Consider the following 25,641-nt stretch of genomic DNA (forward strand, 5'->3'; position numbering starts at 1 on the left):
TGGCGGGATGGTTGGGAAAGGCAAGAGGCAGGCACCGACTGGTTCACAGAATGGCAATATTTTTGCAATTGATCTGTCACATGAGAGCTCTAACTCTCCCGGCGTTCGTTCAACCATTTCGGGTATCACCATGTCTGTTTTAAGCCTTTGCCGTCTGAGCACAGCCCTCGTCTGCCTTCTTTCGATCGTGCCATCGCTTGCCAGCGCCGAGCAGGCCACGGCGGCGAAAGCGCCTTATGCGCAGGCCGGAAACACCAACAAGCGTGGTGACGCCTGCTTCTCGACGGTGGACACCAACGCCGCCGTTCACCTCCTCTCCGGCTTCCTCGAAATCTGGACCCCGCGCACGCCTTTCGTCGATGCGGGTGTCGAAGCCCCGGCCAAGGACAATTGCCCGGCAGTCGCCAAGACGGATTGGGATGGTATTCCCGCCAGCAAGACCGACGGCCACATCGTCAACCAGGCGGTCCACGACGCCAATATTGCCTATGTCGTCAATGCGACGCGGGCGCGGACGGCCGATCAGGCGGTGGCCGCCTATCTCGACGATCGGCGCGGCAAGAATGCCAGTATCGTCGATGGCCTTGGTCCGCTGACGGATGCCTGGAAGGCCGGCTCGAAGCAGACCACCACGATCACCGAGGTGGCGGCCGACGCGGTGACGGTCAAATATGACGACAAGGGCAACAATCGCGGCGCCGGCAGCAAGCCGGACACGGAAAACAAGACCGATGCCAATCCCGACATGGGCCTTGCAATCGACTTCATCAACGCCGCAAGCGGCGACGGCTCGACGGAGCCTGCCAAGCGCTATTTCAAATATGGCCGTCCCTATCGCTGGAGCCAGGATGTGTCGGTCGTCCCGACGCTGGAACCTGCCAAAAGCGGCAAGCCGGTCGAAGACGGCGGTTTCCCGAGCGGGCATACGGCGGAAGCCTGGCGGGATGCGCTCGCCATGGCCTATCTCGTACCGCAGCGCTTTCAGGAAATGATCACGCGCGCCAGCGAACTGGGCGAAGACCGCATCCTCGCCGGCATGCATTCTCCTCTCGACGTGATGGGCGGCCGGATGCTCGGCATCGCCACGGTCGTCTACAATCTGAACAAGGCCGACAATTCAGCATTGAAGAGCGATGCCTACGCCCAAGCGCAGGCATGGCTCATCGCCAAATCAGGCGTTGCGGATGCGGGTGCGCTCGAGGTTGCCGCCCATGCGGCACCGCTGGCTACAGATCGCTTCGCTGATCATGACGCCAATCGCGCTTACGTGCTGCAGCGGCTGAGCTACGGCCTGCCGACGATCCATGCGACCGACCAGCCGGCGCGCGTGCCGCAGGGCGCCGAAGCGCTCCTCGAAACGCGTCTGCCCTATCTCGATGGCGAACAGCGCCGCGCCGTGTTGAAGACGACGGAGATCGCCTCCGGCTACCCGCTCCTTGACGATGCGGAAGGTTACGGCCGTCTCAATCTCTTTGCCGCCGCCGACGGTTACGGTGCGTTCGAACAGGACGTGACTGTGACGATGGACGCGGTAAAGGGCGGTTTCAATGCGATCGATACCTGGCGGAACGACATCACCGGCAAGGGTAGGCTGGTGAAGCGCGGCAACGGCATCCTCGGGCTGTCAGGCGCCAACAGCTATACCGGTGGCACCGTGCTGGAAGAGGGCGCGCTGGTGGCCGGCTCGCCGTCGGCCTTCGGTACCGGCGGGCTGAAGGTCAATGGCGGTTCGCTCGTTCTGGCGGCCGACAAGCCGTTGACCGTGAGTGGTGATTATCAACAGTTCGCCAATGCCACGACGAAGCCGGCGCTGGGCGAAAACGGCGCGGGCACGCTGGTCATCGAGGGCAAGGCGGCGCTGGCCGGCGACCTCGAGGTGACGCTGGTCGATGGTTACGTCCCGACGCCCGGAACCAAGATCGAAATCCTGAAGGCGAGTGCCGTGACCGGCACCTTCGGCAAGGTCACGGTCTCCGGCCACAAGGCAAGCCTCTCCTACGGCCCGACATCAGTCACTTTGACGATCGACGGATAATTTCCGCCATCGAGACGGGGCATCCTGCTGCAGGGATGCCCTTCCTTCTCTGGCCTGCCTGTTTGACCCCCGCGCCTACGTCAATCGACGTATGTGTTTTCGCGCTGCAGCACCCGATAGTTCTTTAAGCAACAGTTAATCTCCGTTTCCGGTCTGTTGCGGAACAAGAAGAGGGGAGTTCAACCAGATGAATCTCAAATCCACTATTACGGGCGCAGCGCTCGGCGCGATCATGGCGGCGTCGGCCGCCTTTAGCGGTGCAGTTGCCGCCGATGACACGATCAAGGTCGGCATTCTGCACTCGCTCTCCGGCACCATGGCCATCTCCGAGACCACGCTCAAGGACGCCATGCTGATGCTCATCGACGAGCAGAACAAGAAGGGCGGCCTTCTCGGCAAGAAGCTCGAGGCCGTCGTCGTCGACCCGGCTTCCGACTGGCCGCTGTTTGCCGAAAAGGCACGTGAGCTGATCCAGAAGGACAAGGTTGCCGCCGTCTTCGGTTGCTGGACGTCCTCGTCGCGCAAGTCCGTTCTGCCGGTTTTCGAAGAGACCAACTCGATCCTCTTCTACCCGGTCCAGTATGAAGGCGAAGAGTCCTCGCGCAACATCTTCTACACCGGTGCTGCTCCGAACCAGCAGGCCATTCCTGCTGTCGACTACCTGATGGAAAAAGAAGGCGTCAAGCGCTTCGTTCTCGAAGGTACGGACTACGTCTATCCGCGCACGACCAACAAGATTCTCGAGGCATACCTGATTTCGAAGGGTATTCCGAAAGAAGACATCATGACCAACTACACGCCGTTCGGCTTCTCCGACTGGCAGACCGAAGTTTCCAAGATCAAGGAATTCGGTTCGGCCGGCAAGAAGACCGCCGTCGTCTCTACGATCAACGGCGATGCCAACGTTCCGTTCTACAAGGAACTGGGCAACAAGGGCATCAAGGCAACCGACATCCCCGTCGTCGCCTTCTCGGTCGGCGAAGAAGAGCTTGCCGGCCTCGACACCAAGCCGCTTGTCGGCCATCTCGCTGCCTGGAACTACTTCGAATCGGTCGAAAGCTCGGCCAACAAGAAGTTCATCAAGGACTGGCATGCGTTTACCAAAAACGACAAGCGCGTGACGAACGACCCGATGGAAGCTGCTTACATCGGCTTCAACGCATGGGTTAAGGCCGTCCAGGCTGCCGGCACGACCGATACCGACAAGGTTCTCGACACCATCATCGGCGTCAGCGTTCCGAACCTCTCCGGCGGTTATGCGACCGTCATGCCGAACCACCATATCACCAAGCCAGTGCTGATCGGTGAAATCCAGGCCGACGGCCAGTTCGAAATCGTCCAGCAGACACCTGCCGTCGTCGGCGACGAATGGTCAGACTTCCTGCCTGATTCCAAGGACCTGATCTCCGATTGGCGCAAGCCGATGTCCTGCGGCAACTTCAACGTTGCTACGGGCAAGTGCGGTGGCAAGGGCTCCTGAGTACGACCTCGAACCGATGATTGCCTGAAGGCTTCCGTCCGGGTTTGATCCCGGGCGGAAGCTCCGTCCCAGCGATTGCGCCGCGAGGCCAACACTATCAAGGGCGAGAAAGCCGATGTATCGCGCCATAAAGATTTTCCTCATCACGGTTTGCCTGGCATTTTCGGGCCTGACATTTTCGGGCGTGATGATCTCGAGCGAAGTCCAGGCCCAGGACGATATCCACGTGCTTATCGACGCGCTCGGCGTCGGCGATTTCCCGGAACGCGAAGTGGCAATCAAGGCGCTGGTCGCTTCCAAGCATCCGCATGTCAGCCAGATCCTACAGCAGTTGAGCGACGGCCTTCTCTACGTCAATTCCGATGGCGGCCCGGTTCTCCTCCAGGGCGGGACCGATGACGAGCCGACCTATTCCGATCCGATCACCGGCGAAGCCGCTGCCGATGTCGATCCGGATCTGATGACGAAGGTCAAGATCAACAACGCGCTTCGCGGCGTCATCAGCGCCGCCACCAGTCAGCTGACGCTGATGAGCCCGGACCGTTCCGCGCGGCTTGCCGCGGCGCAGGGCTTGCTGAAAGATGCCGATCCCGCCAATCTCGACCTGCTGAATTCGGCGCTTGCGGCCGAAAAGGACGCTGAGATCAAGAATACGATGGAAGCGGCGCGCGCAGTTCTGCTGCTCAAGACGGATGCGAGCGTCGAAGACAAGAAGGCTGCGATCGATACGATCGCGGCGCGCGGCAATCGCGATGCGCTGACCATCCTCACGACCACACTCGAAACCGCGCCTGACGACCTGAAGCCGGCGATTCAGGCGGATATCAGCTCCATCAATCGCAGCCTGGCGCTGTGGGATATCGTCCAGAACATCTGGTACGGATTGTCTCTCGGCTCGGTACTGCTGCTTGCCGCGATCGGCCTTGCCATCACCTTCGGCGTCATGGGCGTCATCAACATGGCGCATGGCGAAATGGTGATGATCGGCGCCTACACCACCTATGTGGTGCAGGAATACATTACCTCCGCCTTTCCTGAACTTGCCGATTATTCGCTGGCCTTTGCCGTGCCTGCGGCCTTCGTCTTTACCGGCTTCGTCGGTCTGGTGATCGAGCGCGCCGTCATCCGCTATCTCTACGGCCGGCCGCTCGAAACGTTGCTCGCCACCTGGGGCGTGTCGCTCATCCTGCAACAGGCAGTGCGCAGCATCTTCGGCCCGACCAATCGCGAGGTCCGCAATCCGACCTGGATGTCCGGCGTCTTCGATCTCGGCGGGCTCTCCATCACCTGGAACCGACTCTGGATCATCGTCTTTTCGATGGTGGTCTTTGTGACGCTGCTCCTGCTGCTCAAGCGGTCCGCCTTCGGCCTGCAGATGCGTGCCGTTACGCAGAACCGGCGCATGGCGTCGTCGATGGGCATCCGCACCGGTTGGGTCGATGCCTTCACCTTCGCGCTCGGCTCGGGCATTGCCGGCATCGCCGGCGTAGCGCTCAGCCAGATCGACAATGTCTCGCCGAACCTCGGTCAATCCTACATCATCGACAGCTTCATGGTCGTCGTCTTCGGCGGTGTCGGCAATCTCTGGGGTACGCTGGTCGGTGCACTCTCGCTCGGCGTCGTCAACAAATTCCTCGAGCCCTTCGCCGGCGCCGTGCTCGGCAAGATCCTGGTGCTCGTCCTCATCATTCTCTTCATCCAGAAGCGTCCCCGCGGGCTCTTCGCACTTAAAGGAAGGGCGGTGGAAGCATGATAACGGCCTTCCTTCTCCGATCACTCGATCGCAAGATCGTCATTGCCATTGCCCTCCTGCTTCTGGTCGCCGTCCTTGTGCCGGTCCTGAACCTGATGACGGGGCCGACCAATCCGCTGCACGTGCCGACTTATATCATGTCGCTGTTCGGCAAGTATCTGACCTATGCGCTGCTGGCGCTGGCGCTTGATCTCGTCTGGGGCTTCTGCGGCATCCTCTCCCTCGGCCACGGTGCCTTCTTTGCGCTCGGCGGCTATGCGATGGGCATGTATCTGATGCGCCAGATCGGTACGCGCGGTAGCTATGGAGACCCTGTTCTGCCCGACTTCATGGTGTTCCTGAACTGGAAGGATCTGCCCTGGTTCTGGTACGGCTTCAACCATTTCTGGTTTGCGGCGCTGATGGTGCTCGTCGTGCCCGGCCTGCTCGCCTTCGTCTTCGGCTGGTTTGCCTTCCGCTCACGCGTCAACGGCGTCTATCTCTCGATCATCACCCAGGCGATGACCTACGCGCTGCTGCTGGCCTTCTTCCGCAACGACATGGGCTTCGGCGGCAATAACGGCCTTACCGATTTCAAGGACATTATCGGTTTCAACGTTCAGGCTGGCGGCACGCGTGCAGTCCTCTTTGCGGCAACTGCGATCTTCCTGGCGCTGTCGCTGCTGCTCGCCTCGGCGATCGTGCGCTCGAAGTTCGGCAAGGTACTGGTCGGCGTGCGTGATGCGGAAAGCCGCACGCGCTTCCTCGGTTACCGCGTCGAGCACTTCAAGCTCTTCACCTTCGTCGTCTCGGCGATGATGGCGGGTATTGCCGGTGCGCTCTACGTGCCGCAGGTCGGCATTATCAATCCCGGCGAATTCGCCCCTGCCAATTCGATCGAAGTCGTCATCTGGACGGCGGTGGGCGGGCGGGCGACGCTGATCGGCCCGATCATCGGCGCGATCCTCGTCAACGGCGGCAAGACGATCTTCACCGGCCTCTTCCCGGAGTTCTGGCTGTTTGCACTCGGCGGTCTCTTCGTCGCCGTCACGCTGTTCCTGCCGAAGGGCGTCGTCGGCACGATTGCGCAATATCTCGGCAAGCGGAAGGTCGTCTCCAAGGCGGCACCACCGGCGGCTGAGGAAGACGGTATCGAGCCGAAAATCCAGGCAGCGGAGTGAGCGCCATGATCCCTGACGTCAAACCCAACAGCGTGCTTTATCTCAACGGCGTTTCGGTTTCCTTCGATGGCTTCAAGGCGCTGAATTCGCTGTCGATCGTCATCGAACCCGGCGAGCTTCGCGCCATCATCGGCCCGAACGGCGCCGGCAAGACGACGATGATGGATATCATCACCGGCAAGACCAGGCCCGACGAGGGCGAGGTGTTCTTCAACGGCACGATCGACCTCACCAAGAGGGACGAGGCCGATATCGCCCAGCTCGGCATCGGCCGCAAGTTCCAGAAGCCGACGGTCTTCGAAAGCCATACGGTGTGGGACAATCTGGAGCTGGCGCTGAACCGCCGTCGCGGCGTGTTCTCGACACTGTTCTACCGGCTTTCGGGCGAGGACAAGGCGCGCATCGAGGAAATCCTCGAAACGGTGCGGCTGACGCACCGCCGCGACGAATTCGCCGCCAATCTCTCGCACGGGCAGAAGCAATGGCTGGAGATCGGCATGCTGCTGGCGCAGGAACCGAAGCTCCTGCTGGTTGACGAGCCGGTGGCCGGCATGACCGATGCGGAGACGGCGGAAACCGCGAACCTGCTCAAGGATATCGCCAAAACCCGGTCGGTCGTCGTCGTCGAACACGACATGGGCTTCATCCGCGACCTCGGCGTCAAGGTGACCTGCCTTGCGGAGGGATCGGTGCTGGCCGAAGGGTCGATCGATTTTGTGAGTTCGGATCCGAAGGTCATCGAGAACTATTTGGGGCGGTGAGCGTCGTGTTTGCCGGATGCCCCTCACCTTAACCCTCTTCCCCGTAAACGGGGCGAGGGGACGTGCCATGCGAGAGGTGGACGAGGGACGGACAGGTCGCGGCATATTCCCTTCTCCCCGCAAGCGGGGAGAAGGTGGCGGCAGCCGGATGAGGGGCAGCGGCCTGCTCCGATAGCAGTTTGAATGTAAAGGGAAACCGATGCTGACAGTCGAAAACGCAAACCTGCATTATGGCGCCGCTCAGGCGCTGCGCGGCATCTCGATCAAAGCGGAGATGGGCAAGATCACCTGCGTGCTGGGGCGTAACGGCGTGGGGAAGAGTTCTCTTCTGCGCGCCGTTACCGGCCAGCATCCGCTGTCGGCCGGCACCGTCACCTTCAACGATACCAAGCTGAACGGCTTGCCGCCCTTTGCCCGCGCCAAGCAGGGCATCGGCTATGTGCCGCAGGGCCGCGAAATCTTCCCACTGCTCACCGTCAAGGAAAATCTCGAAACCGGCTTTGCTCCGCTTGGCCGCCGCGACCGCAACATCCCCGATGACATCTTCAGTCTCTTCCCGGTGCTGAAGTCGATGTTGTCGCGTCGCGGCGGCGATCTTTCCGGCGGGCAGCAACAGCAGCTGGCGATCGGGCGCGCCATGGTGACGCGGCCGAGGATTCTCGTGCTCGACGAGCCGACCGAGGGCATTCAGCCATCGATCATCAAGGATATCGGTCGGGCGATCCGCTACCTGCGCGACTCTACAGGCATGGCGATCCTGCTCGTCGAGCAATATCTCGACTTCTGCCGGGAGCTGGCCGACTACGTCTACATCATGGATCGCGGCGAAATCGTGCATGAAGGGCTTGCCGAGACGCTGGATACACCGGAGGCCCGCCGCCACCTGACTGTCTAGCTGGCAGATGCCGCATTTTGCAGCAGAGGGCGCGGCGCCGGAGAACCTTCCGCCGCCGCCAAAGGTCTGCGCGGGACGGCATAGGAATTGCTTGCTTTCCGCCATCCGCGCGCTTGAATGAAAAAAGGCGCGACCGAAAGGGACGATATGACGACTGCGGCGGCAGGCACGAGACCGCAAAGAGCGGAAGGGCGCGGGCATCTGGCGGCAAAGCTGTTCGATGGCCGCACGCGCATCCGTGAACTCTATCAGGAGGGGGCAGCGAAGATCCGCCTGCCCGATACCTTCGATGCCTCGATGGAAGCCGTCATCATCAATACCGCCGGCGGGCTGACGGGCGGCGATCGGATGGATTGGAGCGTGGATGCCGGCGCCGGTACGCGCATCGACGTCACCACTCAAGCTTGCGAGAAGATCTACAAGGCATCGGCCGGCGTCGCCGAGGTGGCGACCAGCATCAAGGTTGGAGCCCAAGCCCGTGTCGACTGGCTGCCGCAGGAAACGATCCTCTTCGACCGGGCCGCACTTTTCCGCCGGCTGGACGTCGATCTTGACGAGAGTGCCGAATTTCTGGCCGTCGAGGCCGTGCTGCTCGGCCGCAAGGCGATGGGTGAGACGGTGGAGACCGGGCTCTTCCGCGACCGCTGGCGCATCCGCCGTTCGAACCAACTGATCCACGCCGAGGAACTCAGACTTTCCGAAGGTGTAGCAGCCCTTGCCGCGCGCCAGGCCGTGCTCGGCGGGCAGGTGGCCTTTGCGACGTTGCTTTATGCCGGGTCGCTTTCGGAAGCCTATCTCGGCAAGGTCCGGCCGTTGGTCGAAGGATCGATGGGCGGTGCGAGCGCTTGGAATGGCAAACTCGTCGTCCGCCTTGCCGCAGCCGACGGCTTCTTGCTCAGAAAAATCCTGATCCCGGTCATTTCCACCTTGCGCAACGGTGCGCCTGTGCCGAAAGTCTGGAATCTATGAACCTAGGCATGCAGCAGATGGACAAGCGATGAACCTCACTCCGAGAGAAAAAGACAAGCTGTTGATATCAATGGCGGCGATGGTGGCGCGGCGGCGGCTGGAGCGCGGCGTCAAGCTGAACTATCCCGAAGCGATCGCACTGATCAGCGATTTCGTTGTGGAAGGTGCTCGCGACGGCCGCCCGGTCGCCGAACTGATGGAGGCCGGCGCCCATGTGATCGGCCGCGACCAGGTGATGGAGGGCGTTGCCGAGATGATCCACGACGTGCAGGTGGAGGCGACGTTCCCCGATGGGACCAAGCTCGTCACCGTGCACGAACCGATCCGGTGAGGAGATAGCGTGCTGGAGCTCAGGCCCAATTGCGAATGCTGCGACAAGGATCTGCCGCCGGATAGCCCCGAGGCACGGATCTGCACCTATGAATGCACCTTCTGCGCCGATTGCGTGGGCGGCGTGCTAAAGGGTGTCTGCCCGAACTGCGGCGGCAATCTCGTCGCGAGGCCTATTCGGCCGGCGGCCATGCTTGCCAAAAATCCGGCGTCGATGAAGCGTGTGCTGAAGGCTGAGGGCTGTGCGCCCAAGGCGGCTTAAGGAGGACGAGATGATTCCAGGTGAAATCATTGCCGCAAGCGGCGACATCGAACTGAATGCCGGGGCGCAGACGGTGACGCTGGAGGTTTCCAATACGGGCGATCGGCCGGTGCAGGTCGGCAGCCACTATCATTTCGCCGAGACCAATGCGGGGCTTTCCTTCGATCGCGCGGCGGCGCATGGCAAGCGGCTCGATATCCCGGCGGGGACGGCGGTGCGCTTCGAACCGGGGCAGACTCGCTCGGTAACGCTGATCCCGCTTTCCGGCAAGCGCGAGGTTTACGGCTTCCGCCAACTGGTGATGGGCAAGCTTTAAAAACAATAGACGGGAGGAATGAATGCGTTTGAATGTCTGCCTCGTCGGGGCTGCGATGCTGCTGGCGGTTGGTAGCGCCTCCGCCGAGGATATCGATTGCAACAGTCCCAAGACGCAATCGGACATGACTGCCTGCGAGGCGGCGCGCCATGAAGCCGCCGACAAGGCGCTGAATGCGCAATACAAGAAGACTCGCGCCGTCTTGGCGGCGATCGACAAGGACCAGGACCTAGACGGCGACATGAAGGGCGCAGAGCAGGCGCTGGTCAAGGCCCAGCGCGCCTGGATCGATTATCGCGACGCCGAATGCGACGCCTTCGGCTTTCAGGCCCGCGGCGGCACGATGGAGCCGATGCTGGTCGCCGGATGTCTCGCCAATATCACGGACAAACGCACGAAAGAGCTGAAAGAGCTCGAAGACACGATGAGCAACTGAGGTGATCAGGAAGATTATGATCGTCGGCAATGGTGAGGTCGCAGACGCAGAGGTAGGCATCATCGATGCCGCCGATTTCGTCGTCCGCTTCAACGATTGCCGCTCCTATGGAGCCGGCGGCAGCCGCACGGATGCCGTTGCGGTCTGCAACACTGGCAGACCGGCAAAGGCGATGCTTGGTTCGCGTGAGTGGCACGCCCATCCGGGCGTGGTGTCGGCTGGCGAAATCTGGAGCGTGCGCGACCCGGAAAAATTTGCCGCGATGCGGGCGCCGCTTGCCGTCTCGCATCCGGAACTCGACGATTTCTGCGACGACTATACGAATGAGTTCACTGCCTTCTGCGCAAACACCGGCAAGAGGCACGTCGTCATCGGCAAGGCGGTTCACGAGGCCGTCGATGCCTCGCTTTCAGCCTTTGCTCCTTCGCCCTATGTCGTGCCGAGCAGCGGTATGATCGTCATTGCCGAGGTGCTGAACACATATGCCGAGGCCGAGGTGACGCTTGCCGGCTTCGGCCACGCCGGCTGGGAATGGCACCCGTTTTCGGCCGAACGACAACTGGTCGATAGCTATATTGCCGCTGGCCGCCTCAAGCGGCTCGGCGGAAAAACACTTGTCTCTTCCTCCCAAGGAGCCTGATAGATGCCCTACAAGATCTCGCGCGCCGCCTATGCCGGCATGTTCGGACCGACCACTGGGGACAAGGTGCGCCTTGCCGATACGGAGCTCTTCATCGAGATCGAGAAGGATTTCACCACCTATGGCGAGGAGGTGAAGTTCGGCGGCGGCAAGGTGATCCGCGACGGCATGGGCCAGAGCCAGGTGACACGGGCGGATGGCGCAGTGGATACGGTCATCACCAATGCGGTGATCGTCGATCATTCGGGCATCTACAAGGCCGATATCGGGCTCAAGGATGGGCGCATCGTCGCGATCGGCAAGGCCGGTAATCCCGACATGCAGCCGGGTGTCAACATCATCGTCGGCCCGGGCACGGAGGCGATCGCTGCCGAAGGCAAGATCGTCACAGCTGGCGGCATGGACAGCCATATCCATTTCATTGCGCCGCAGCAGATCGAGGAGGCGCTGATGTCAGGCATTACCTGTATGCTCGGCGGTGGCACTGGTCCTGCACACGGCACGCTCGCCACCACCTGCACGCCCGGTCCCTGGCATCTCGCGCGCATGATCGAAGCGGCCGACGCCTTTCCGATGAACCTCGCCTTTGCCGGCAAGGGCAATGCTTCGCTGCCGGGGGCGCTGACCGAAATGGTGCTGGCCGGCGCCACCTCGCTGAAGCTGCACGAGGATTGGGGCACGACGCCCGGCGCCATCGACTGCTGCCTGTCGGTGGCCGACGAATACGACGTGCAGGTGATGATCCACACCGATACGCTGAACGAAAGCGGCTTCGTCGAGGATACGATCGGCGCCATCAAGGGCCGCACCATCCATGCTTTCCACACGGAAGGGGCGGGCGGCGGGCATGCGCCCGACATCATCAAGATCTGCGGCCAGCCGAACGTCATCCCCTCGTCGACCAATCCGACGCGTCCCTATACGGTCAATACCATCGCCGAGCATCTCGACATGCTGATGGTCTGCCACCATCTGTCGCCGTCGATCCCCGAAGATATCGCCTTTGCCGAAAGCCGCATCCGCAAGGAGACGATCGCGGCGGAAGACATCCTGCACGATATCGGCGCTTTCTCGATCATCTCTTCCGATAGCCAGGCCATGGGCCGTGTCGGCGAGGTGGCGATCCGCACCTGGCAGACGGCCGACAAGATGAAGCGTCAGCGCGGCCGGCTGAAGGAGGAAAAGGGCGACAACGACAATTTCCGCGTCCGCCGCTATATCGCCAAATACACGATCAACCCGGCGATCGCCCATGGCCTCAGCCGTGAGATAGGCTCGGTCGAAGTCGGCAAACGTGCCGACCTCGTATTGTGGAATCCGGCCTTCTTCGGGGTGAAGCCCGATATGGTGCTGCTCGGGGGCTCGATCGCAGCCGCGCCGATGGGCGATCCGAACGCTTCGATCCCGACGCCGCAGCCGGTTCACTACCGGCCGATGTTTGCCTCCTACGGCAAGAGCCTCACCAATTCCTCCGTCACCTTCGTCAGCCAGGCGTCGCTCGATGCCGGCCTGAAGGGCCGGCTCGGCGTCGCCAAGGAACTGGTCGCGGTGAAGAATACGCGCGGCGGCATCTCCAAGGCATCGATGATCCACAACGACCTGACACCCGAGATCGAGGTCGATCCAGAGACCTACGAGGTCAGGGCAAACGGTGAGCTGCTGACATGCGAGCCGGCGACGGTGCTGCCGATGGCGCAGCGCTATTTCTTGTTCTAGGCCCACGTCCCATGTGCAGCGGACGGCCGCGATGAGCACAGGTATCCGCTGGTTGTCGCGGATCGTATTCGTGATAGTGCTTTTGGCGGCCTGCGGGACCTTCATTCCCCGGCCGCTGATTGCGCCGGTCAAGGCGTCGTCTGCGGCGGTGACGCATCGGATTCTCCTGCTGTCAGGCCCGATCCATACCGATATTGCCATTCCGCTCGACGCGGAAACGCGGGCTGCCTTTTCCTTCCTCGACGAAACCGATTTTCCGCTCGGTCATCCGAGCGCGGAGTGGCTCATTATCGGCTGGGGCGGTCGGGCCTTCTATTTGGAAACTCCTACATGGGCGGAGCTGAAGCCGCTGCCAGTGTTGCGCGCGCTGACGATCGACCGTTCTGTGCTGCATGTGGACCTTGCCGGTCATATCACCGAGCCGCAGCCCAGCGTTACGGCATTCAATGTCAGTGAGGATCAATTGGCGCAGCTGCGCGACTTTATCTCCGAGAGCTTCGTGCGCGACGCGGGCGCGGTGGTGCCGATTGCGGGTGCGGGTTACGGCGAGATCGACCGGTTCTTCGAGGCCAGGGGATACTTCAACGCCCTCTTAGGCTGCAACACCTGGACTGCCGCTGCCCTGCGCTCGGCTGGGCTTCGAACCGGCATATGGAACCCCCTTCCACAAGCATTGCGGTTATCTCTCTCTGTCTACAATTGAAGCATTCGCCGAGCGGTCTGTTCGTAAACGAAATTGTGAACAGGACTCTCCGTACGGTTGTAAAAATCCCTGTGAAACCCTGTGTTTTCTCCAGGTAAACCATTCTGGAACAGTTCAACCATAAATCCCGAAAAAGGCATTTTATGTCAATGATATAGGTGCTCGCATGTCCTGTACGATTCAGGGATTGGACGCTTGCAGCCCCTGCTAGAAAAAATCTGCCCACCGAATCATCCAGAACCTGTCAAATTTTAACGAGTCAATTAAGACACCCACAGCAATTGGGCTCTTATCAATGCCTGGAAACGCCGAGCAGGAAGGTTGATTCTCATGAGGAACTGGATGTCGCTGCAGGCCGATTTCGGCGATCTTCAATACCGCAGGAACGTCTATGTCTTCGCCTTGAAGATGGCTTTTCTTGCCGTCATTCTCTCAGGAGTCATTATCGCATTGACGATGCCGTCGCTCGATCTTCTCGGGCTTCTGCCGGTGACGCTCGCCCATGCAATCGGCTTCAGCGTCATCTTTTCCTGGCTGATCGGCGGTACCGTTTCCGGCATGCTGTCGCTGTTTGCCGGCTTTGCCATGCGCGACCTCGCGCTCTCGCGGGCGGAGTTTGAAAAGCTCAGCCGCACGGATACGCTTTCCGGGCTGCTCAACCGGCGCGCCTTTACCGAGGCGCTTGAGAATACCGATGGCAATGCGTCGCTGGTCATTTTTGACGTCGACCGTTTCAAGGCGATCAATGACCGCTTCGGGCATGGCTGCGGCGATGCCGTCATCATCGCCGTTTCGTCCATGCTCACATCCGCCTTCGATGAGATGTCCGTCGTCGCAAGGCTTGGTGGGGAGGAGTTCGGCGTCATCGTCTCCGGCGAGCCGCTGGAGGCGCGGATGGAACGCATCGAAAGCGTCCGAGCCCGGATCGCCGGCGGCGCCATCAGGGCCGAGGGGCATGATATCCGCATCACCGTTTCCGGCGGCGTTGCCGATCTCGTCGCCGGGCGCAACAAGCAGGCGGTCTATGCCTCCGCCGACCGGGCGCTCTATCTCGCCAAGGCGCTCGGGCGCAATCGCGTCGTACACGAACGGGAAGGTCTGCATCACGCCTGGCACGGGCTCGTCGATAATGGCGTCGATGGCAAGAATAGAGGACCGGAGAGCGACAATGTGATGCAGGCTTACGGAATATAAAAGGCGAAGCCGGACGAAAGGCCATTGGTGCTTGCATCGGGAAGAGCTATTTTGCATGCTCGTCCTCTCAGAAAAACGGACATGTCATGCAGCGCGTCACCTCCTATCTTCCCGCCGGAACCCCTTCCTCCCATCCGATCGCTCAGGTCAAGCTGCCGCATGATCTGCGCCATCTGCGCCGCAAGTTGCTGCATCTGGAAAATGGTGAGATGGTCATGCTCGATCTCAAGGATCCGGTGCTTTTCGCCAATGGCGACCTTTTGGTCCGAGACGACGGCGAACTGATCGAGATCCTCGCCGCTGACGAGAAGCTCTTCGAGGTTCGCGGACGCGACCGCACGCATCTGGTCGAGCTCGCCTGGCATCTCGGCAATCGGCATCTTGCCGCCCAGATCGAGGAAGACCGCATCGTCATCCTGCGCGATCATGTCATCCGCACCATGCTGCAGGGCCTCGGCGCCGTCGTCCTCGATATCAATGAGCCGTTCCAGCCGGCGCGCGGCGCCTATCATTCCCAAGGCGGGCATTCTCATGGGCATGATCACGATCTTACTCATAGTCACGGCCATGACCACGATCACGAACATGGCTACGAGCATGAGCATGAGCACCGCCACGATCGCGGCCATGATCATGACCATGGTCATGACCACGGACATCACGACCATAAGCACGACTGAGCCTTAATGACTAGTGATCGCGAGCTGCAGGCATTGCTGCGCCTGACGGCATGGCTCTCGCCGGCCTTTCCGATCGGCAGCTTTGCCTATTCGGGTGGGCTGGAGCGGGCAGTGGCCGACGGGCTGGTTACGGATTCGAGCTCGCTTGCGACCTGGATCGGCACGCTGATCGGCAATGGTTCGGTCTGGAACGATGCGGTGCTTCTGGCTGAAAGCCACAGGCACCAAGCGGAAGCCGCGCGTCTTGCCGAGATCGCCGCGCTCGCCGAGGCGCTTGCCGGATCACGCGAGCGCCATCAGGAAACGATGCTGCTCGGCGAGGCTTTCCTCGCAGCGGCGCGGGCCTGGCCGGACGATGTGTTCGAGCGGCTGCCCGACAAGGTCGCTTATCCCATTGCGGTCGGGGCGGTAACGGGCGCCCATGACATAAGGCCCGAGAAGGCGCTCGCCGCCTTCCTGCACGCCTATGCCTCACAAGCGGTTTCATCCGGCATCCGCCTCGGCGTCGCCGGGCAGAGGGATGGCGTTGCCGTACTTGCCGGTCTCGAAGATCGTATCGCGGAGGTTGCCCGGAGGGCGTCTGCCTCGACGCTCGACGATCTGGGTTCGGCGACGGTGCAGGCCGATATTGCCAGCCTGCGGCACGAGACGCAGGCGACGCGGCTGTTCCGTTCGTGATTGTCCGAAATTATCGCGGCGGCTGCGTCATTTGACGGTGGCGCGGGCGGGCGGCTTCGTTATCATCGGGGTTCGATTGGAGTAAGACACATGAAATCAAGAAACGGACCTTTGCGTGTTGGCATTGGCGGGCCGGTCGGCTCGGGCAAGACGGCGCTGACCGAAAAGCTCTGCAAGGCGATGCGCGACGATTATTCCGTCGCCGTCGTCACCAACGATATCTACACGACGGAGGATGCCGAGGCGCTGGTGCGGATGCAGGCATTGACTTCGGACCGCATCGTCGGCGTCGAGACGGGCGGCTGCCCGCATACCGCCATTCGCGAGGATGCGACGATCAATTTGCAGGCGATCGCCGGCCTCAACCAGCGGATCCCCGATCTCGACGTCGTCTTCATCGAATCCGGTGGCGACAATCTGGCGGCGACCTTTTCGCCTGATCTTGCCGATATCACCATCTATGTCATCTCTGTCTGCCAGGGCGAGGAAATCCCGCGCAAGGGCGGGCCCGGCATCACCCGGTCGGACCTGCTCGTCATCAACAAGAAGGATCTGGCGCCCTATGTCGGCGCCGATCTCGAGGTGATGGACCGGGATGCGACGCGCATGCGTGCGAACCGCCCCTTCGTCTTCTCCGACATGAAGCGTGGCGACGGCGTCAGCTCGATCGTCAACTTCCTCAGGGAGCAGGGCGGGCTCTAAGACGGGATAATTTGGCGGTCAGACCTGCCGCAGCAGGTTGACGTCGGTAATGGCGATCGTTCGGCCACGCACCGTTACCCCTTTCGTCTTCAGCGTCGAGAAGGCGCGCGAGAGGGCCTCCGGTGCGAGGCCGAGTTTGCGGGCAAGCAGGTTTTTCGGAAACGGCAGCCGCAGCGAAGCGGTCGCACCGTTCTCGACGCAATGGGTCAGCAGATAATGTGCCACGCGCTGCGGCGCGGTCTGCATGCGGTCGCTTGCCAGGCATTCCATCGTCGAGATCAGATGCAGCGACAGGCTGCGCATGATCGCCTTGCCGATCCGCGGCCGTTCCTCGAGCAACACCCGGACATTAGTGATGTGGAAGCGCGCCAGTACGGCATTATCCATCGCCTGCGCGCAGTAGCGATAGGTTTCGTCGGCGTGGATCAGGCATTCGGCGAAGCCGTCGCCGGGCTCGCAGATGCGAATATCGGCCTGCCTGCCGTCGCCGTTGTGGCGATAGAGCCTGACGTAACCGCTGAGCACGCAATAGAAATAGGCCGCCTTGTCGCCCTCCTCGAAGAGAACGTCGTGCGGGTCGCAGAGGCGAACTGTTGCGCAGGTGCGTAGGGCTTCAGCCTCCTTGTGGTCGAGCCCGGTCATGAAGGCGACCTTGGCAAGTACAGCGGCCTCATGGCCGTTGAATGTCAGCTTTCTGTTCATCTCCCGGTCTCCTGATATGGCCGGTCTTTCAATTCCTTAAGGCTGCCGGGCAAAATACGGGAAGGAGCCGAAGGCGGAATTGATTTTGGTCAACGCCAAGAAATGAACTACAAAAACGAAACGGGCCGGGAGAACGCTCCCGGCCCGTTCATTTCCTGGTTTTTGCTTATTCCGCCGCGAAGGGCGGCAGGCGGAGTACGTTGGTGTCGTTGCCGTTGGCGGTCTTGCGTTTGCTTTCCGGCTTTTCGATCGCGGTCAGGCGTTCCTCCAGCGAGTCGATGTCGTCGCGGTTCTCGCGGGTGACGCGGGTGAGATCCTCGCGCGATAGCGGCAGCTCTTCGTCGTCCTTCTTGCCGACCAGGCGACCGAAAGCCCAGCCGAGCAGGCGAGAGAGGTCGTCCATGATCAGGAAGAAGGAAGGCACGACGACGAGCGAGAGCACGGTCGAGACGATGATGCCGCCGATCACCGCGGTCGCCATTGGCGCGCGGAACGAGCCGCCTTCGCCGACACCGAGTGCCGAAGGCAGCATGCCCGCCGACATGGCGATCGAGGTCATGATGATCGGTCGGGCACGCTTGCGGCCGGCTTCGACCATGGCCTCGACGCGAGCCATGCCTCGGTGGCGCATCTCGATCGCGAAATCGACGAGCAGGATCGCGTTCTTGGTGACGACACCCATCAGCATCAGGATGCCGATCATGACGGGCATAGACAGCGGGTTGCTGGTGATGATCAGTGCGACTGCGACGCCGCCAATGGCGAGCGGCAGCGAGAACAGGATGGTGAAGGGCTGGATCACGTCCTTGAAAAGCAGGATCAGCACTGTCAGTACCAACAGGAGGCCCATCAGCATGGCGTTGACGAAGCTCTGCTGCATCTCGGTCTGCACCTTGGTGTCGCCGCTTTCGGCAAGGTGCACCGTGGCCGGGATGTTGGCCCCATTGACGATCTCGCGGAAGCGGGCCGAAGCCGTGTCGAGCGCCACCCCCTGCGGCAGGTCGGACCCGATCGAGACGACGCGGTAACGGTTGTTGCGTTTGATCGAGCTTACGCCTTCCGAATAGTCGATATTGGCGACGCTTGCGAGCGGAACGGTGCCGCCGCTGGCGGTCTGGATCTTGAGCGCCCGGATGGCCGAGAGATCGCGGCGCATGTCGAGCGAAGTCTGGACACGGATCGGGATCTGGCGATCGTCGAGCGAGATCTTGGCAAGGGCTGCATCGACATCGCCGATGGTGGCGACGCGGATCGTCTCGGAGATCTGCTGCGGCGTGATGCCGAGGCGGGCTGCCTCATCCTTGCGCGGATGAACCTGCAGTTCCGGACGGGGCAGGGCGCCGTCGGCGCTGACATTGGCCAGCAGCGGATCGGCGCGGAGCTTGGATTCCAGAATGCCGACGGCGTCGTTCAGGTCCTTGTCGTTCTTGGAGAGGAAGTTGAAGGAGAGGTCGCGTTCGCCGCGGTCGTTGAGCTTGAGGATATGGACGTCGGGAATGTCGCGCAGCTTGGCGAAGACTTCCTTTTCGATATTCCATTGCGGACGTTCGCGGCCGTGGACTTCCACCTTCGGCAGCATCGGGCCGATGACCGGGATATGGCCGAGCACGTCGTTGACCATCTTCTTGACCAGCGATTGGTCGAGCTTGTCGAGTGCCAGCGTGACGGTCGCGCGGCGCAGTTCGAGATCACCCTTCGGCGATGCGCCGCCGAGAACGAAGACGCTATCGACGCCGTTGATGTCCTTGACCCTGTCGTAGATCGCATCCGTCGTCTTCTCGGTGTCGTCAAGCCGTGCATTCGGCGGCAGCTCGACGGAGAGAACGATACGCGAGGCATCTTCCGGCGGCAGGAAGCTGCCCGGAACCTGCATCAGCAGGCCGACGGAACCGACGAGGAAGACGAGCGCCGCAATCAGCGTCGTATAACGCCAATACCACTTGCGGGTGGTGCCGGTGACGAGGCGCGTATAGCCCTTCATCAGCAGGCTGTCATTGTCGTGATGGTCTTCCATCGCGTCTTCGGCGCGCATCAGATAGGCGGCCATCATCGGGGTGATGAGGCGCGCCACCATCAGCGAGAAGAAGACGGAGAAGGCGACGGTCAGGCCGAACTGGATAAAGTACTGGCCCGGAATGCCCGGCATGAAGGAAACCGGCACGAAGACGGCGATGATCGTGAAGGTGGTGGCGATGACGGCGAGGCCGATTTCATCGGCCGCCTCGATCGCCGCTCGGTAGGGCGTCTTGCCCATCTTGATGTGGCGGGCGATGTTTTCGATTTCGACGATCGCATCGTCGACGAGAATACCGGTCGCAAGTGTCAAGGCGAGGAAGCTGACGAGGTTCAGCGAGAAGCCCATCATGTCCATGATCCAGAAGGTCGGGATCGCGGACAGGGGAAGGGCGATTGCCGAAATCAGCGTTGCGCGCCAGTTCCGGAGGAACAGGAAGACGACGATGACGGCGAGCAGCGCGCCTTCGAGCAGCGTATGGATGGCGGCTTCGTAGTTGCCATAGGTGAAATAAACCGAATCGTCGATCAGTTCGATCTTCACGTTCGGGTTTTCGGCCCGCACCTTGTCGAGGCTTTGACCCACGGTTTCGGCGACGCTGACCTCGCTGGCGCCCTTGGAACGGAAAACGCCGAACGTGACGACCGGCGTAGCGTTGAAGCGCGAGAAGGATTTCGGCTCCTCATAGGTGTCCTTGATGACGCCGAGATCGGACAGCTTGACGAAGCGGCCGTTCGGCAGCGCAATCGTCGTGTCGGCGAGTTCGGCGACGTTGCGGGCGTCGCCCAGGACGCGGATCGCCTGTTCGCTGCCGGCCACCTGGCCGCGGCCGGAGCCGAGATCGATGTTGGTGCCGCGCAGCTGCTCGTTCACGCTGGCGGCGGTGATGCCGTAGGCGTTGAGTTTGTCGGGGGTGAGTTCGATGCGCACCTCGCGCTCGGCGCCGCCGTAGCGGTCGACGCGGCCGATACCGGCCTGGCCCTGCAGCGAACGCTTGATCGTGTCGTCAACGAACCAGGAAAGTTCCTCCAGCGACATGGCGGGCGAGGAAACGGCGAAGGTCTGGATCGCCTGGCCTTCGACATCGACCTTGGAGACGATCGGTTCTTCGACGTTTGCCGGCAGATCGCTGCGGATGCGGTCGATCGCGTCCTTGGTGTCCTGCACGGCCTGTTCGGTCGGCACTTCCATGCGGAACATGACGTTGGTCTGCGAGCTGCCGTCGGTCACCGTCGACTGGATCTCGTCGATGCCAGTGATTGAGGCGACCGCGTCTTCGATCTCCTTCGTCACCTGCATTTCGAGTTCGGCCGGCGAAGCGCCGCTCTGCGTCACGCTGATCGAAACCAGCGGCACGTCGATGTTGGGAAAACGGGTGATCGGCAGCGAGTTGAAGGACTGTATGCCGATGAACACCAGCAGGCAGAAGGCCAGGAGTGGTGCGATGGGGTTTCGAATGGACCAGGCTGAAAAATTCATCGGATGGTCTCTTTAGTTGGAAGCCGGGGGCTGTTCACGCACCGGGGTGATGTGGTCGCCGTCACGGACGTAAGCGCCTGCCTTGGCCACGACCTCGTCGCCGGTCTTCAATCCATTGACGATCTCGACATAGGCACCGTCCTGGATGCCGGTCTCGACCTTGGCGTATTTCACCACGCCATCCTCGACCCTGCGGGCTGAGGAGCCTTCGCTGCCGGTGAGCACGGCGGCGAGGGGAAGCGATACGCCCTCAGTCTCGCGCACGATGATCTCGGCGCTGCCATACATGCCCGAGCGCGCCTTGCTGTCGTCGTCGATGGAGATATGGACGAGACCGAGGCGGGTGACGGGATCGACGGTCGGCGAGACCAGGCGCACGGCGCCGGACAGTTTCTCGCGGCTGCCGGAGAGCGAAATCGCAGCCTTCTGACCGGCCATGACTCTCACGATATCACTTTCGGCGACTTCGGCGACGAGCTCGATATCGCCGTTACGGATGATGGTGAAGAGCGGGTCGCCGTTGCCGGCGGCGATGGCGCCGACCTTGGCGTTCTTGGCCGAGACCGTGCCGGCGACCGGCGTCTTCACAGCGGTGCGCGCCAGTTTCAGATCGGCATCGGCGATCTGGCTGTCGAAGACCTTGAGATCGGCTTCGGAAACTTCGATCGCCTGCTCGGCGGAAGATACGCGGGCATTGGCGGCGGCGGCCGTCGCATCGGCCTGCTCGACCTGGGCGGTGGAAACCGTGCCCTTCTTGACCATTTCCTGGGCGCGGGCCTGCTGCTGCCTTGCCTGTTCGGCATTAGCCTGGGCCTCGACGAGCTGGGCGCGCAACTGGGCGAGGCTTGCCTCGCCCTTGGCTTTCGTCGCCAGCATCTGGCTCTTTTCCAGGATCAGCGCGTCATCGTTCAGCGTGGCAAGCGTGCTTTCCGCCTGCACTTTGTCGCCGACATCGGCTTTCAGCGTGCGGATCGAGAGGCCTTCGACCTGCGGTTGAATATAGACTTCTTCGACGGGTTTGACCGTACCCGTGCCGATAACGCGGTCGACGAGGGTTCGGTTCGTCGCCTGGGTGACGACGATCGCCGGCAGGTTCTGCTGCGGTTTTGCAACCGGCGTCTCCTGCGAAAATGCGGCGGATGCGGCGAGAGCCGCCGCAAAAAGGGTGGAGGCGCCTAGAATTCCAATCGGCTTGCGTGCCATGCGTCTTCGTCCAATCTTATGATAAGGTTGGCCGAACTCGAGCGTCTGCCACTCAGCGCGCGATCAGGCCACTGCCCTTCCTGCATTCTCAGAGGTATCCGCCGATCCTTTGCCGTCTTCATCCCTCGCCGGCAAATTCGGCTTGTAGGTGGTATCGATTTGCTCGATCTACAAGTCCGGCAGAAAACAATTCCCCATTAGGCGATAATAATTAGCATTCCGACGTCAATCAATCACCGCAAGGTTATGTCAACATTACGAAGATTGATCACGCTTCAAAGTGTATGACGTTTGACGCCTGATATTTGCGACAGTTGCAAGGCGTTTTTTTGCGTTTAGGCGGAAAAAACAAAACGCGCGGGAAAACCCCGCGCGTTTCGCTTTCAGAATGTCTCCGGCGCCTACTTCGAAGCGGCGTCGGTGATGTCGTGCGTCCAGGCGCCCGAGGGCTCCTTGCTGATGATCTTCTGGTCGAGCAGCGCCTTTGCCGTGCGAGCATAAAGCGCCTCGTCCAGCTTGCCGGAGCTGTCGCCGACCAGCTTGGCGACTTCGCCCATCATGCGCTTCTGATGGTTCTCGTCCTGGCCGCCATTGTCCAGGACGATCTCGGCGGCTTCGTCGGGGTTTTCGGTCGCATATTTCCAGCCCTTCATCGAGGCGCGGACGAACTTGACCATTTTTTCCTTGAAGGCCGGGTCCTTCAGCTTGTCCTCCATCGCATAGAGGCCGTCTTCGAGAAGGTCGTTGCCCATCTCGGTGTAGTTGAAGACCGTCAGTTCTTCCGGCTTGAAGCCGGCATCGATCGCCTGCCAGTATTCGTTATAGGTCATGACGGAGATGCAGTCGGCCTGCTTCTGGACGAGCGGCTGCACGTCGAAGCTCTGCTTCAGCACTGTGACGCCGTTCGGGCCGCCTTCGGTCGACAGGCCGAGCTTGTTCATCCAGGCGAAGAAGGGATACTCATTGCCGAAGAACCAGACGCCGAGCGTGTGGCCCTTGAAGTCGGCTTCGGTCTTGACCGGGCCGTCCTTGCGGCAGATCATTTCCAGGCCGGACTTCTGGTAGGGCTGGGCGATGTTGACGAGCGGAACGCCCTTTTCGCGGGCAACCAGGGCGCCGCCCATCCAGTCGACGATGACATCGGCGCCGCCGCCGGCGATCACCTGCTCGGGGGCAATATCGGGGCCGCCCGGCTTGATCTCGACGTCGAGGCCTTCTTCCTTGTAAAAACCCTTGTCCTTGGCGACGTAATAGCCGCCGAACTGGCTCTGCGTGACCCATTTCAGCTGCAGCACCACCTTGTCGGCGGCCATCGCATGGGCCGCTGCAAGCGACATCGCGCTCGCCATCATTGCAACCAACAACTTTCTCATTTTCTTATCCTTACCCTCTGAAGTTATGCCCGGACCCGTTTCAGGAGCCCGCGCGCGCCTAGCCACCACGGATAGACGGATGCCAGAACGTCACCGCCCGTTCGGTCAGGGCGATGATGCCATAGAAGATCGAGCCGGCCAGCGCCGCGACGGCGATTTCCGCCCAGACCATGTCGACATTCATGCGGCCGATCTCGGTGGAGATACGGAAGCCCATGCCGACGATCGGCGTCCCGAAGAATTCCGCAACGATGGCACCAATCAGCGCCAGCGTCGAGTTGATCTTCAGTGCATTGAAAATGAAGGGCATTGCCGCCGGAAGCCTGAGTTTCAGCAGCGTCTGCCAATAGCCGGAGGCATAGGTGCGCATCAGGTCGCGCTCCATGCTGCCGGAGGCGGCAAGGCCGGCGACGGTATTCACCAGCATCGGAAAGAAGGTCATGATGATAACGACGGCGGCCTTCGACGGCCAGTCGAAACCGAACCACATGACCATGACAGGGGCGACGCCGATGATCGGCAGGGCCGAGACCATGTTGCCGATCGGCAGAAGGCCGCGGCGCAGGAAGGCGATGCGGTCGGCGAGGACCGCGACGACGAAGCCACTGAGGCAGCCGGCGATATAGCCGATCAGCACCGCCTTGAAGATCGTCTGCCTGACGTCCGCGCCGAGGATGGGCAGCGACGCCATGAACCGCGCGCCGATGGCGCTCGGCGGCGGCAGCAGGATGAAGGGAACGCCGGCGCCACGCGTGACCGCCTCCCAGAGAATGAGGATCCAGGCGCCGAAGATCGCCGGGATCAGGAGCTGGAGCGCCGACTTGCCGAAAGTGGTGACGGGCTGCAGTTTCGACAGTTCGGTGACGCATCGCCAGGCAAGCAGCCAGCAGGCGAAGAGCAGCAGGAAGAAAGCCCGCATCGCCGTGCCCTCGTTGCCGGAGAGAGCCGAAAGCAGCATCCAGGCGGCGCCATGCGCGCCGATAAACAGCACGGTGGCTCGATATGCCGGCGGCTGCGGTGCGATTGACAGCAGGGCAGCCGCGATGACGATGGTGAAAATGAGGCTTGCCGTGCCGTCGGTGAGGGCGCGCGCCGCGCCCTCGGCCAGGAGCGGCAGAGCCGTCAGCGCCCCGACACAGAGGAGGAGGGCGACCACGCCTTGCCAGGAGAAGGTCAGATGTCTCATGCCGGCCTCCCGCCCATGGCGCGGTCGACGATCTTCGCCGCAACGCCGACAACCGCAACCAGGATGCCCGCCAGCAGCGATCCGGCGACGAGGGCGGCCCAGATATCGATGGTCTGGCTGTAATAGGACCCGGCGAGCAGCTTCGAACCGATGCCGGCGACGGCACCCGTCGGCAGCTCGCCGACGATGGCGCCGACCAGGCTGGCGGCGATCGCCACCTTCATCGACGTGAAGAGGAAGGGGATCGAGGCTGGAACGCGCAGCTTCCAGAAGGTCTGCATCGGGCTGGCATAATAGGTGCGCATCAGATCGAGATGCATGATTTCAGGCGAACGCAGCCCCTTCACCATGCCGACGGCGACCGGAAAGAAAGAGAGGTAGGTGGAGATCAGCGCCTTGGAAACGAGGCGGGAAGCGTCGGAATCGAGGTTCAGCAGATGCGCAATTGCATTGTCGCCGGTCAGTACATTGTAGGAGATGATGACGATCATCGGCGCGATGGCGAGGATCGGTATGGTCTGGCTCGCCACCAGCCAGGGCATCAGCGAGCGATCCATGGCGCGGTTATGGACGATCAGCACTGCGAGAAGGATGCCGAGCAGCATGCCGAAGCCGAAGCCGAGCAGGGTGGAGGAGAGGGTTACCCAGCTGTGATAGACGAGGCTGCGATTGCTCGAAAGGCTGCGCAGAAAGGTATTCTCGTAGACGTTCTGCGCCACCTGATGCGGCGCCGGCAGGATCGGCTTCGGCTGGGCGAGCGTCTTGCCGATGAATTCGAGGGTCGTAGGGGTGGCGCCGGCGCGGCCGTCCATGTCGCGCTGGAACGGCGCGTTCATCAGGATGGCGGCGACATACCAGATGACGACGAGGGCAAGCAGGATTGTGGTGACGGGGACGATCTTGTCCCTGAAGGTGTCGGGTTTCACAGCGACCGCCCCCAGATATTGGCGTTGAGCGTGCCGCTACGGGTAACC

Annotated in this window: 24 protein-coding genes; 18 read left to right on the forward strand and 6 right to left on the reverse strand. The window is 61.7% G+C overall.

Going from position 1 to position 25,641, the window contains the following annotated elements:
- The first annotated feature begins 130 nt into the window (after positions 1–130).
- The 18 genes from G9X68_RS29400 (at position 131) to ureG (ending at position 16,710) form a co-directional block, all read left to right on the forward strand.
- A complete protein-coding gene (locus tag G9X68_RS29400) occupies positions 131–2,035 on the forward strand; it encodes an acid phosphatase (protein WP_171605385.1) in 1,905 nt (634 codons plus the stop codon).
- 187 nt (positions 2,036–2,222) lie between these two features.
- Complete coding sequence (urtA, locus tag G9X68_RS29405; RefSeq protein WP_171605386.1) at positions 2,223–3,515, forward strand: urea ABC transporter substrate-binding protein; 1,293 nt, start codon at positions 2,223–2,225, stop codon at positions 3,513–3,515.
- A 115-nt stretch (positions 3,516–3,630) separates the two neighbouring features.
- Complete coding sequence (gene urtB / locus G9X68_RS29410; RefSeq protein WP_171605387.1) at positions 3,631–5,268, forward strand: urea ABC transporter permease subunit UrtB; 1,638 nt, start codon at positions 3,631–3,633, stop codon at positions 5,266–5,268.
- A complete protein-coding gene (urtC, locus tag G9X68_RS29415; RefSeq protein WP_171605388.1) occupies positions 5,265–6,428 on the forward strand; it encodes an urea ABC transporter permease subunit UrtC in 1,164 nt (387 codons plus the stop codon). Before urtB ends, urtC begins: the two co-directional genes overlap by 4 nt.
- A gap of 5 nt (positions 6,429–6,433) precedes the next feature.
- Positions 6,434–7,189 (forward strand): urea ABC transporter ATP-binding protein UrtD, encoded by a 756-nt coding sequence (gene urtD / locus G9X68_RS29420; protein ID WP_171605389.1) that lies wholly within the window; start codon positions 6,434–6,436, stop codon positions 7,187–7,189.
- Between the two features lie 199 nt (positions 7,190–7,388).
- Positions 7,389–8,084: an urea ABC transporter ATP-binding subunit UrtE gene (gene urtE, locus G9X68_RS29425; protein ID WP_003542323.1), complete on the forward strand. Its 696-nt coding sequence runs from the start codon at positions 7,389–7,391 to the stop codon at positions 8,082–8,084.
- Between the two features lie 147 nt (positions 8,085–8,231).
- Complete coding sequence (locus G9X68_RS29430; RefSeq protein ID WP_171605390.1) at positions 8,232–9,053, forward strand: urease accessory protein UreD; 822 nt, start codon at positions 8,232–8,234, stop codon at positions 9,051–9,053.
- A gap of 28 nt (positions 9,054–9,081) precedes the next feature.
- Entirely contained in the window at positions 9,082–9,384 is a 303-nt protein-coding gene (locus G9X68_RS29435) for an urease subunit gamma (protein ID WP_064695492.1), read from the forward strand.
- 9 nt (positions 9,385–9,393) lie between these two features.
- Positions 9,394–9,645, forward strand: a complete 252-nt coding sequence (locus G9X68_RS29440) for a DUF1272 domain-containing protein (RefSeq protein ID WP_171605391.1) — start codon at positions 9,394–9,396, stop codon at positions 9,643–9,645.
- 10 nt (positions 9,646–9,655) lie between these two features.
- Complete coding sequence (locus G9X68_RS29445) at positions 9,656–9,961, forward strand: urease subunit beta (RefSeq protein WP_018243288.1); 306 nt, start codon at positions 9,656–9,658, stop codon at positions 9,959–9,961.
- Positions 9,962–9,983: 22 nt separating this feature from the next.
- The gene (locus tag G9X68_RS29450) at positions 9,984–10,397 is read left to right on the forward strand and encodes a lysozyme inhibitor LprI family protein (RefSeq protein WP_171605392.1); all 414 of its coding nucleotides are present in this window, start codon (positions 9,984–9,986) and stop codon (positions 10,395–10,397) included.
- Positions 10,398–10,413: 16 nt separating this feature from the next.
- The gene (locus G9X68_RS29455; protein WP_171605438.1) at positions 10,414–11,037 is read left to right on the forward strand and encodes a Urease operon accessory protein; all 624 of its coding nucleotides are present in this window, start codon (positions 10,414–10,416) and stop codon (positions 11,035–11,037) included.
- A gap of 3 nt (positions 11,038–11,040) precedes the next feature.
- Entirely contained in the window at positions 11,041–12,753 is a 1,713-nt protein-coding gene (ureC, locus tag G9X68_RS29460) for an urease subunit alpha (RefSeq protein WP_171605393.1), read from the forward strand.
- A 31-nt stretch (positions 12,754–12,784) separates the two neighbouring features.
- Positions 12,785–13,456 carry a TIGR02117 family protein gene (locus G9X68_RS29465; RefSeq protein ID WP_171605394.1) on the forward strand — a complete coding sequence of 224 codons (672 nt, stop codon included), beginning with the start codon at positions 12,785–12,787 and terminating at the stop codon, positions 13,454–13,456.
- Between the two features lie 330 nt (positions 13,457–13,786).
- On the forward strand, positions 13,787–14,650 hold the full coding sequence (locus tag G9X68_RS29470) for a GGDEF domain-containing protein (RefSeq protein ID WP_171605395.1): 864 nt from the start codon (positions 13,787–13,789) through the stop codon (positions 14,648–14,650).
- A gap of 86 nt (positions 14,651–14,736) precedes the next feature.
- Entirely contained in the window at positions 14,737–15,330 is a 594-nt protein-coding gene (locus tag G9X68_RS29475) for an urease accessory protein UreE (protein WP_171605396.1), read from the forward strand.
- 6 nt (positions 15,331–15,336) lie between these two features.
- Positions 15,337–16,008 carry an urease accessory protein UreF gene (locus G9X68_RS29480; RefSeq protein WP_171605397.1) on the forward strand — a complete coding sequence of 224 codons (672 nt, stop codon included), beginning with the start codon at positions 15,337–15,339 and terminating at the stop codon, positions 16,006–16,008.
- A gap of 90 nt (positions 16,009–16,098) precedes the next feature.
- A complete protein-coding gene (ureG, locus tag G9X68_RS29485; protein ID WP_171605398.1) occupies positions 16,099–16,710 on the forward strand; it encodes an urease accessory protein UreG in 612 nt (203 codons plus the stop codon).
- 18 nt (positions 16,711–16,728) lie between these two features.
- Here ureG and G9X68_RS29490 read toward each other — a convergent pair whose 3' ends face one another.
- The 6 genes from G9X68_RS29490 to G9X68_RS29515 all read right to left on the reverse strand — a co-directional run bounded on the left by G9X68_RS29490 (position 16,729) and on the right by G9X68_RS29515 (position 25,593).
- Complete coding sequence (locus tag G9X68_RS29490) at positions 16,729–17,412, reverse strand: Crp/Fnr family transcriptional regulator (RefSeq protein WP_171605399.1); 684 nt, start codon at positions 17,410–17,412, stop codon at positions 16,729–16,731.
- A 166-nt stretch (positions 17,413–17,578) separates the two neighbouring features.
- Entirely contained in the window at positions 17,579–20,905 is a 3,327-nt protein-coding gene (locus G9X68_RS29495; protein ID WP_171605400.1) for an efflux RND transporter permease subunit, read from the reverse strand.
- Positions 20,906–20,917: 12 nt separating this feature from the next.
- On the reverse strand, positions 20,918–22,108 hold the full coding sequence (locus G9X68_RS29500; protein WP_171605401.1) for an efflux RND transporter periplasmic adaptor subunit: 1,191 nt from the start codon (positions 22,106–22,108) through the stop codon (positions 20,918–20,920).
- 401 nt (positions 22,109–22,509) lie between these two features.
- On the reverse strand, positions 22,510–23,481 hold the full coding sequence (locus tag G9X68_RS29505; RefSeq protein WP_171605402.1) for an ABC transporter substrate-binding protein: 972 nt from the start codon (positions 23,479–23,481) through the stop codon (positions 22,510–22,512).
- Between the two features lie 58 nt (positions 23,482–23,539).
- A complete protein-coding gene (locus G9X68_RS29510) occupies positions 23,540–24,667 on the reverse strand; it encodes an ABC transporter permease (protein WP_171605403.1) in 1,128 nt (375 codons plus the stop codon).
- Complete coding sequence (locus tag G9X68_RS29515; protein WP_171605404.1) at positions 24,664–25,593, reverse strand: ABC transporter permease subunit; 930 nt, start codon at positions 25,591–25,593, stop codon at positions 24,664–24,666. The genes G9X68_RS29510 and G9X68_RS29515 overlap by 4 nt, the downstream gene beginning before the upstream one ends.
- Positions 25,594–25,641 lie beyond the last annotated feature (48 nt).

It is taken from the genome of Rhizobium changzhiense (genome assembly GCF_013087625.1).
Lineage (GTDB): Bacteria > Pseudomonadota > Alphaproteobacteria > Rhizobiales > Rhizobiaceae > Rhizobium > Rhizobium sophorae.

Excerpts from the sequence above, each read along its gene's own strand:
- G9X68_RS29400 (WP_171605385.1), top strand. The coding sequence starts at position 131 with ATGTCTGTTTTAAGCCTTTGCCGTCTGAGCACAGCCCTCGTCTGCCTT.
- urtA (WP_171605386.1), top strand. The coding sequence starts at position 2,223 with ATGAATCTCAAATCCACTATTACGGGCGCAGCGCTCGGCGCGATCATG.
- urtB (WP_171605387.1), top strand. The coding sequence starts at position 3,631 with ATGTATCGCGCCATAAAGATTTTCCTCATCACGGTTTGCCTGGCATTT.
- urtC (WP_171605388.1), top strand. The coding sequence starts at position 5,265 with ATGATAACGGCCTTCCTTCTCCGATCACTCGATCGCAAGATCGTCATT.
- urtD (WP_171605389.1), top strand. The coding sequence starts at position 6,434 with ATGATCCCTGACGTCAAACCCAACAGCGTGCTTTATCTCAACGGCGTT.
- urtE (WP_003542323.1), top strand. The coding sequence starts at position 7,389 with ATGCTGACAGTCGAAAACGCAAACCTGCATTATGGCGCCGCTCAGGCG.
- G9X68_RS29430 (WP_171605390.1), top strand. The coding sequence starts at position 8,232 with ATGACGACTGCGGCGGCAGGCACGAGACCGCAAAGAGCGGAAGGGCGC.
- G9X68_RS29435 (WP_064695492.1), top strand. The coding sequence starts at position 9,082 with ATGAACCTCACTCCGAGAGAAAAAGACAAGCTGTTGATATCAATGGCG.
- G9X68_RS29445 (WP_018243288.1), top strand. The coding sequence starts at position 9,656 with ATGATTCCAGGTGAAATCATTGCCGCAAGCGGCGACATCGAACTGAAT.
- G9X68_RS29450 (WP_171605392.1), top strand. The coding sequence starts at position 9,984 with ATGCGTTTGAATGTCTGCCTCGTCGGGGCTGCGATGCTGCTGGCGGTT.
- G9X68_RS29455 (WP_171605438.1), top strand. The coding sequence starts at position 10,414 with ATGATCGTCGGCAATGGTGAGGTCGCAGACGCAGAGGTAGGCATCATC.
- ureC (WP_171605393.1), top strand. The coding sequence starts at position 11,041 with ATGCCCTACAAGATCTCGCGCGCCGCCTATGCCGGCATGTTCGGACCG.
- G9X68_RS29465 (WP_171605394.1), top strand. The coding sequence starts at position 12,785 with ATGAGCACAGGTATCCGCTGGTTGTCGCGGATCGTATTCGTGATAGTG.
- G9X68_RS29470 (WP_171605395.1), top strand. The coding sequence starts at position 13,787 with ATGAGGAACTGGATGTCGCTGCAGGCCGATTTCGGCGATCTTCAATAC.
- G9X68_RS29475 (WP_171605396.1), top strand. The coding sequence starts at position 14,737 with ATGCAGCGCGTCACCTCCTATCTTCCCGCCGGAACCCCTTCCTCCCAT.
- G9X68_RS29480 (WP_171605397.1), top strand. The coding sequence starts at position 15,337 with ATGACTAGTGATCGCGAGCTGCAGGCATTGCTGCGCCTGACGGCATGG.
- ureG (WP_171605398.1), top strand. The coding sequence starts at position 16,099 with ATGAAATCAAGAAACGGACCTTTGCGTGTTGGCATTGGCGGGCCGGTC.
- G9X68_RS29490 (WP_171605399.1), bottom strand. The coding sequence starts at position 17,412 with ATGAACAGAAAGCTGACATTCAACGGCCATGAGGCCGCTGTACTTGCC.
- G9X68_RS29495 (WP_171605400.1), bottom strand. The coding sequence starts at position 20,905 with ATGAATTTTTCAGCCTGGTCCATTCGAAACCCCATCGCACCACTCCTG.
- G9X68_RS29500 (WP_171605401.1), bottom strand. The coding sequence starts at position 22,108 with ATGGCACGCAAGCCGATTGGAATTCTAGGCGCCTCCACCCTTTTTGCG.
- G9X68_RS29505 (WP_171605402.1), bottom strand. The coding sequence starts at position 23,481 with ATGAGAAAGTTGTTGGTTGCAATGATGGCGAGCGCGATGTCGCTTGCA.
- G9X68_RS29510 (WP_171605403.1), bottom strand. The coding sequence starts at position 24,667 with ATGAGACATCTGACCTTCTCCTGGCAAGGCGTGGTCGCCCTCCTCCTC.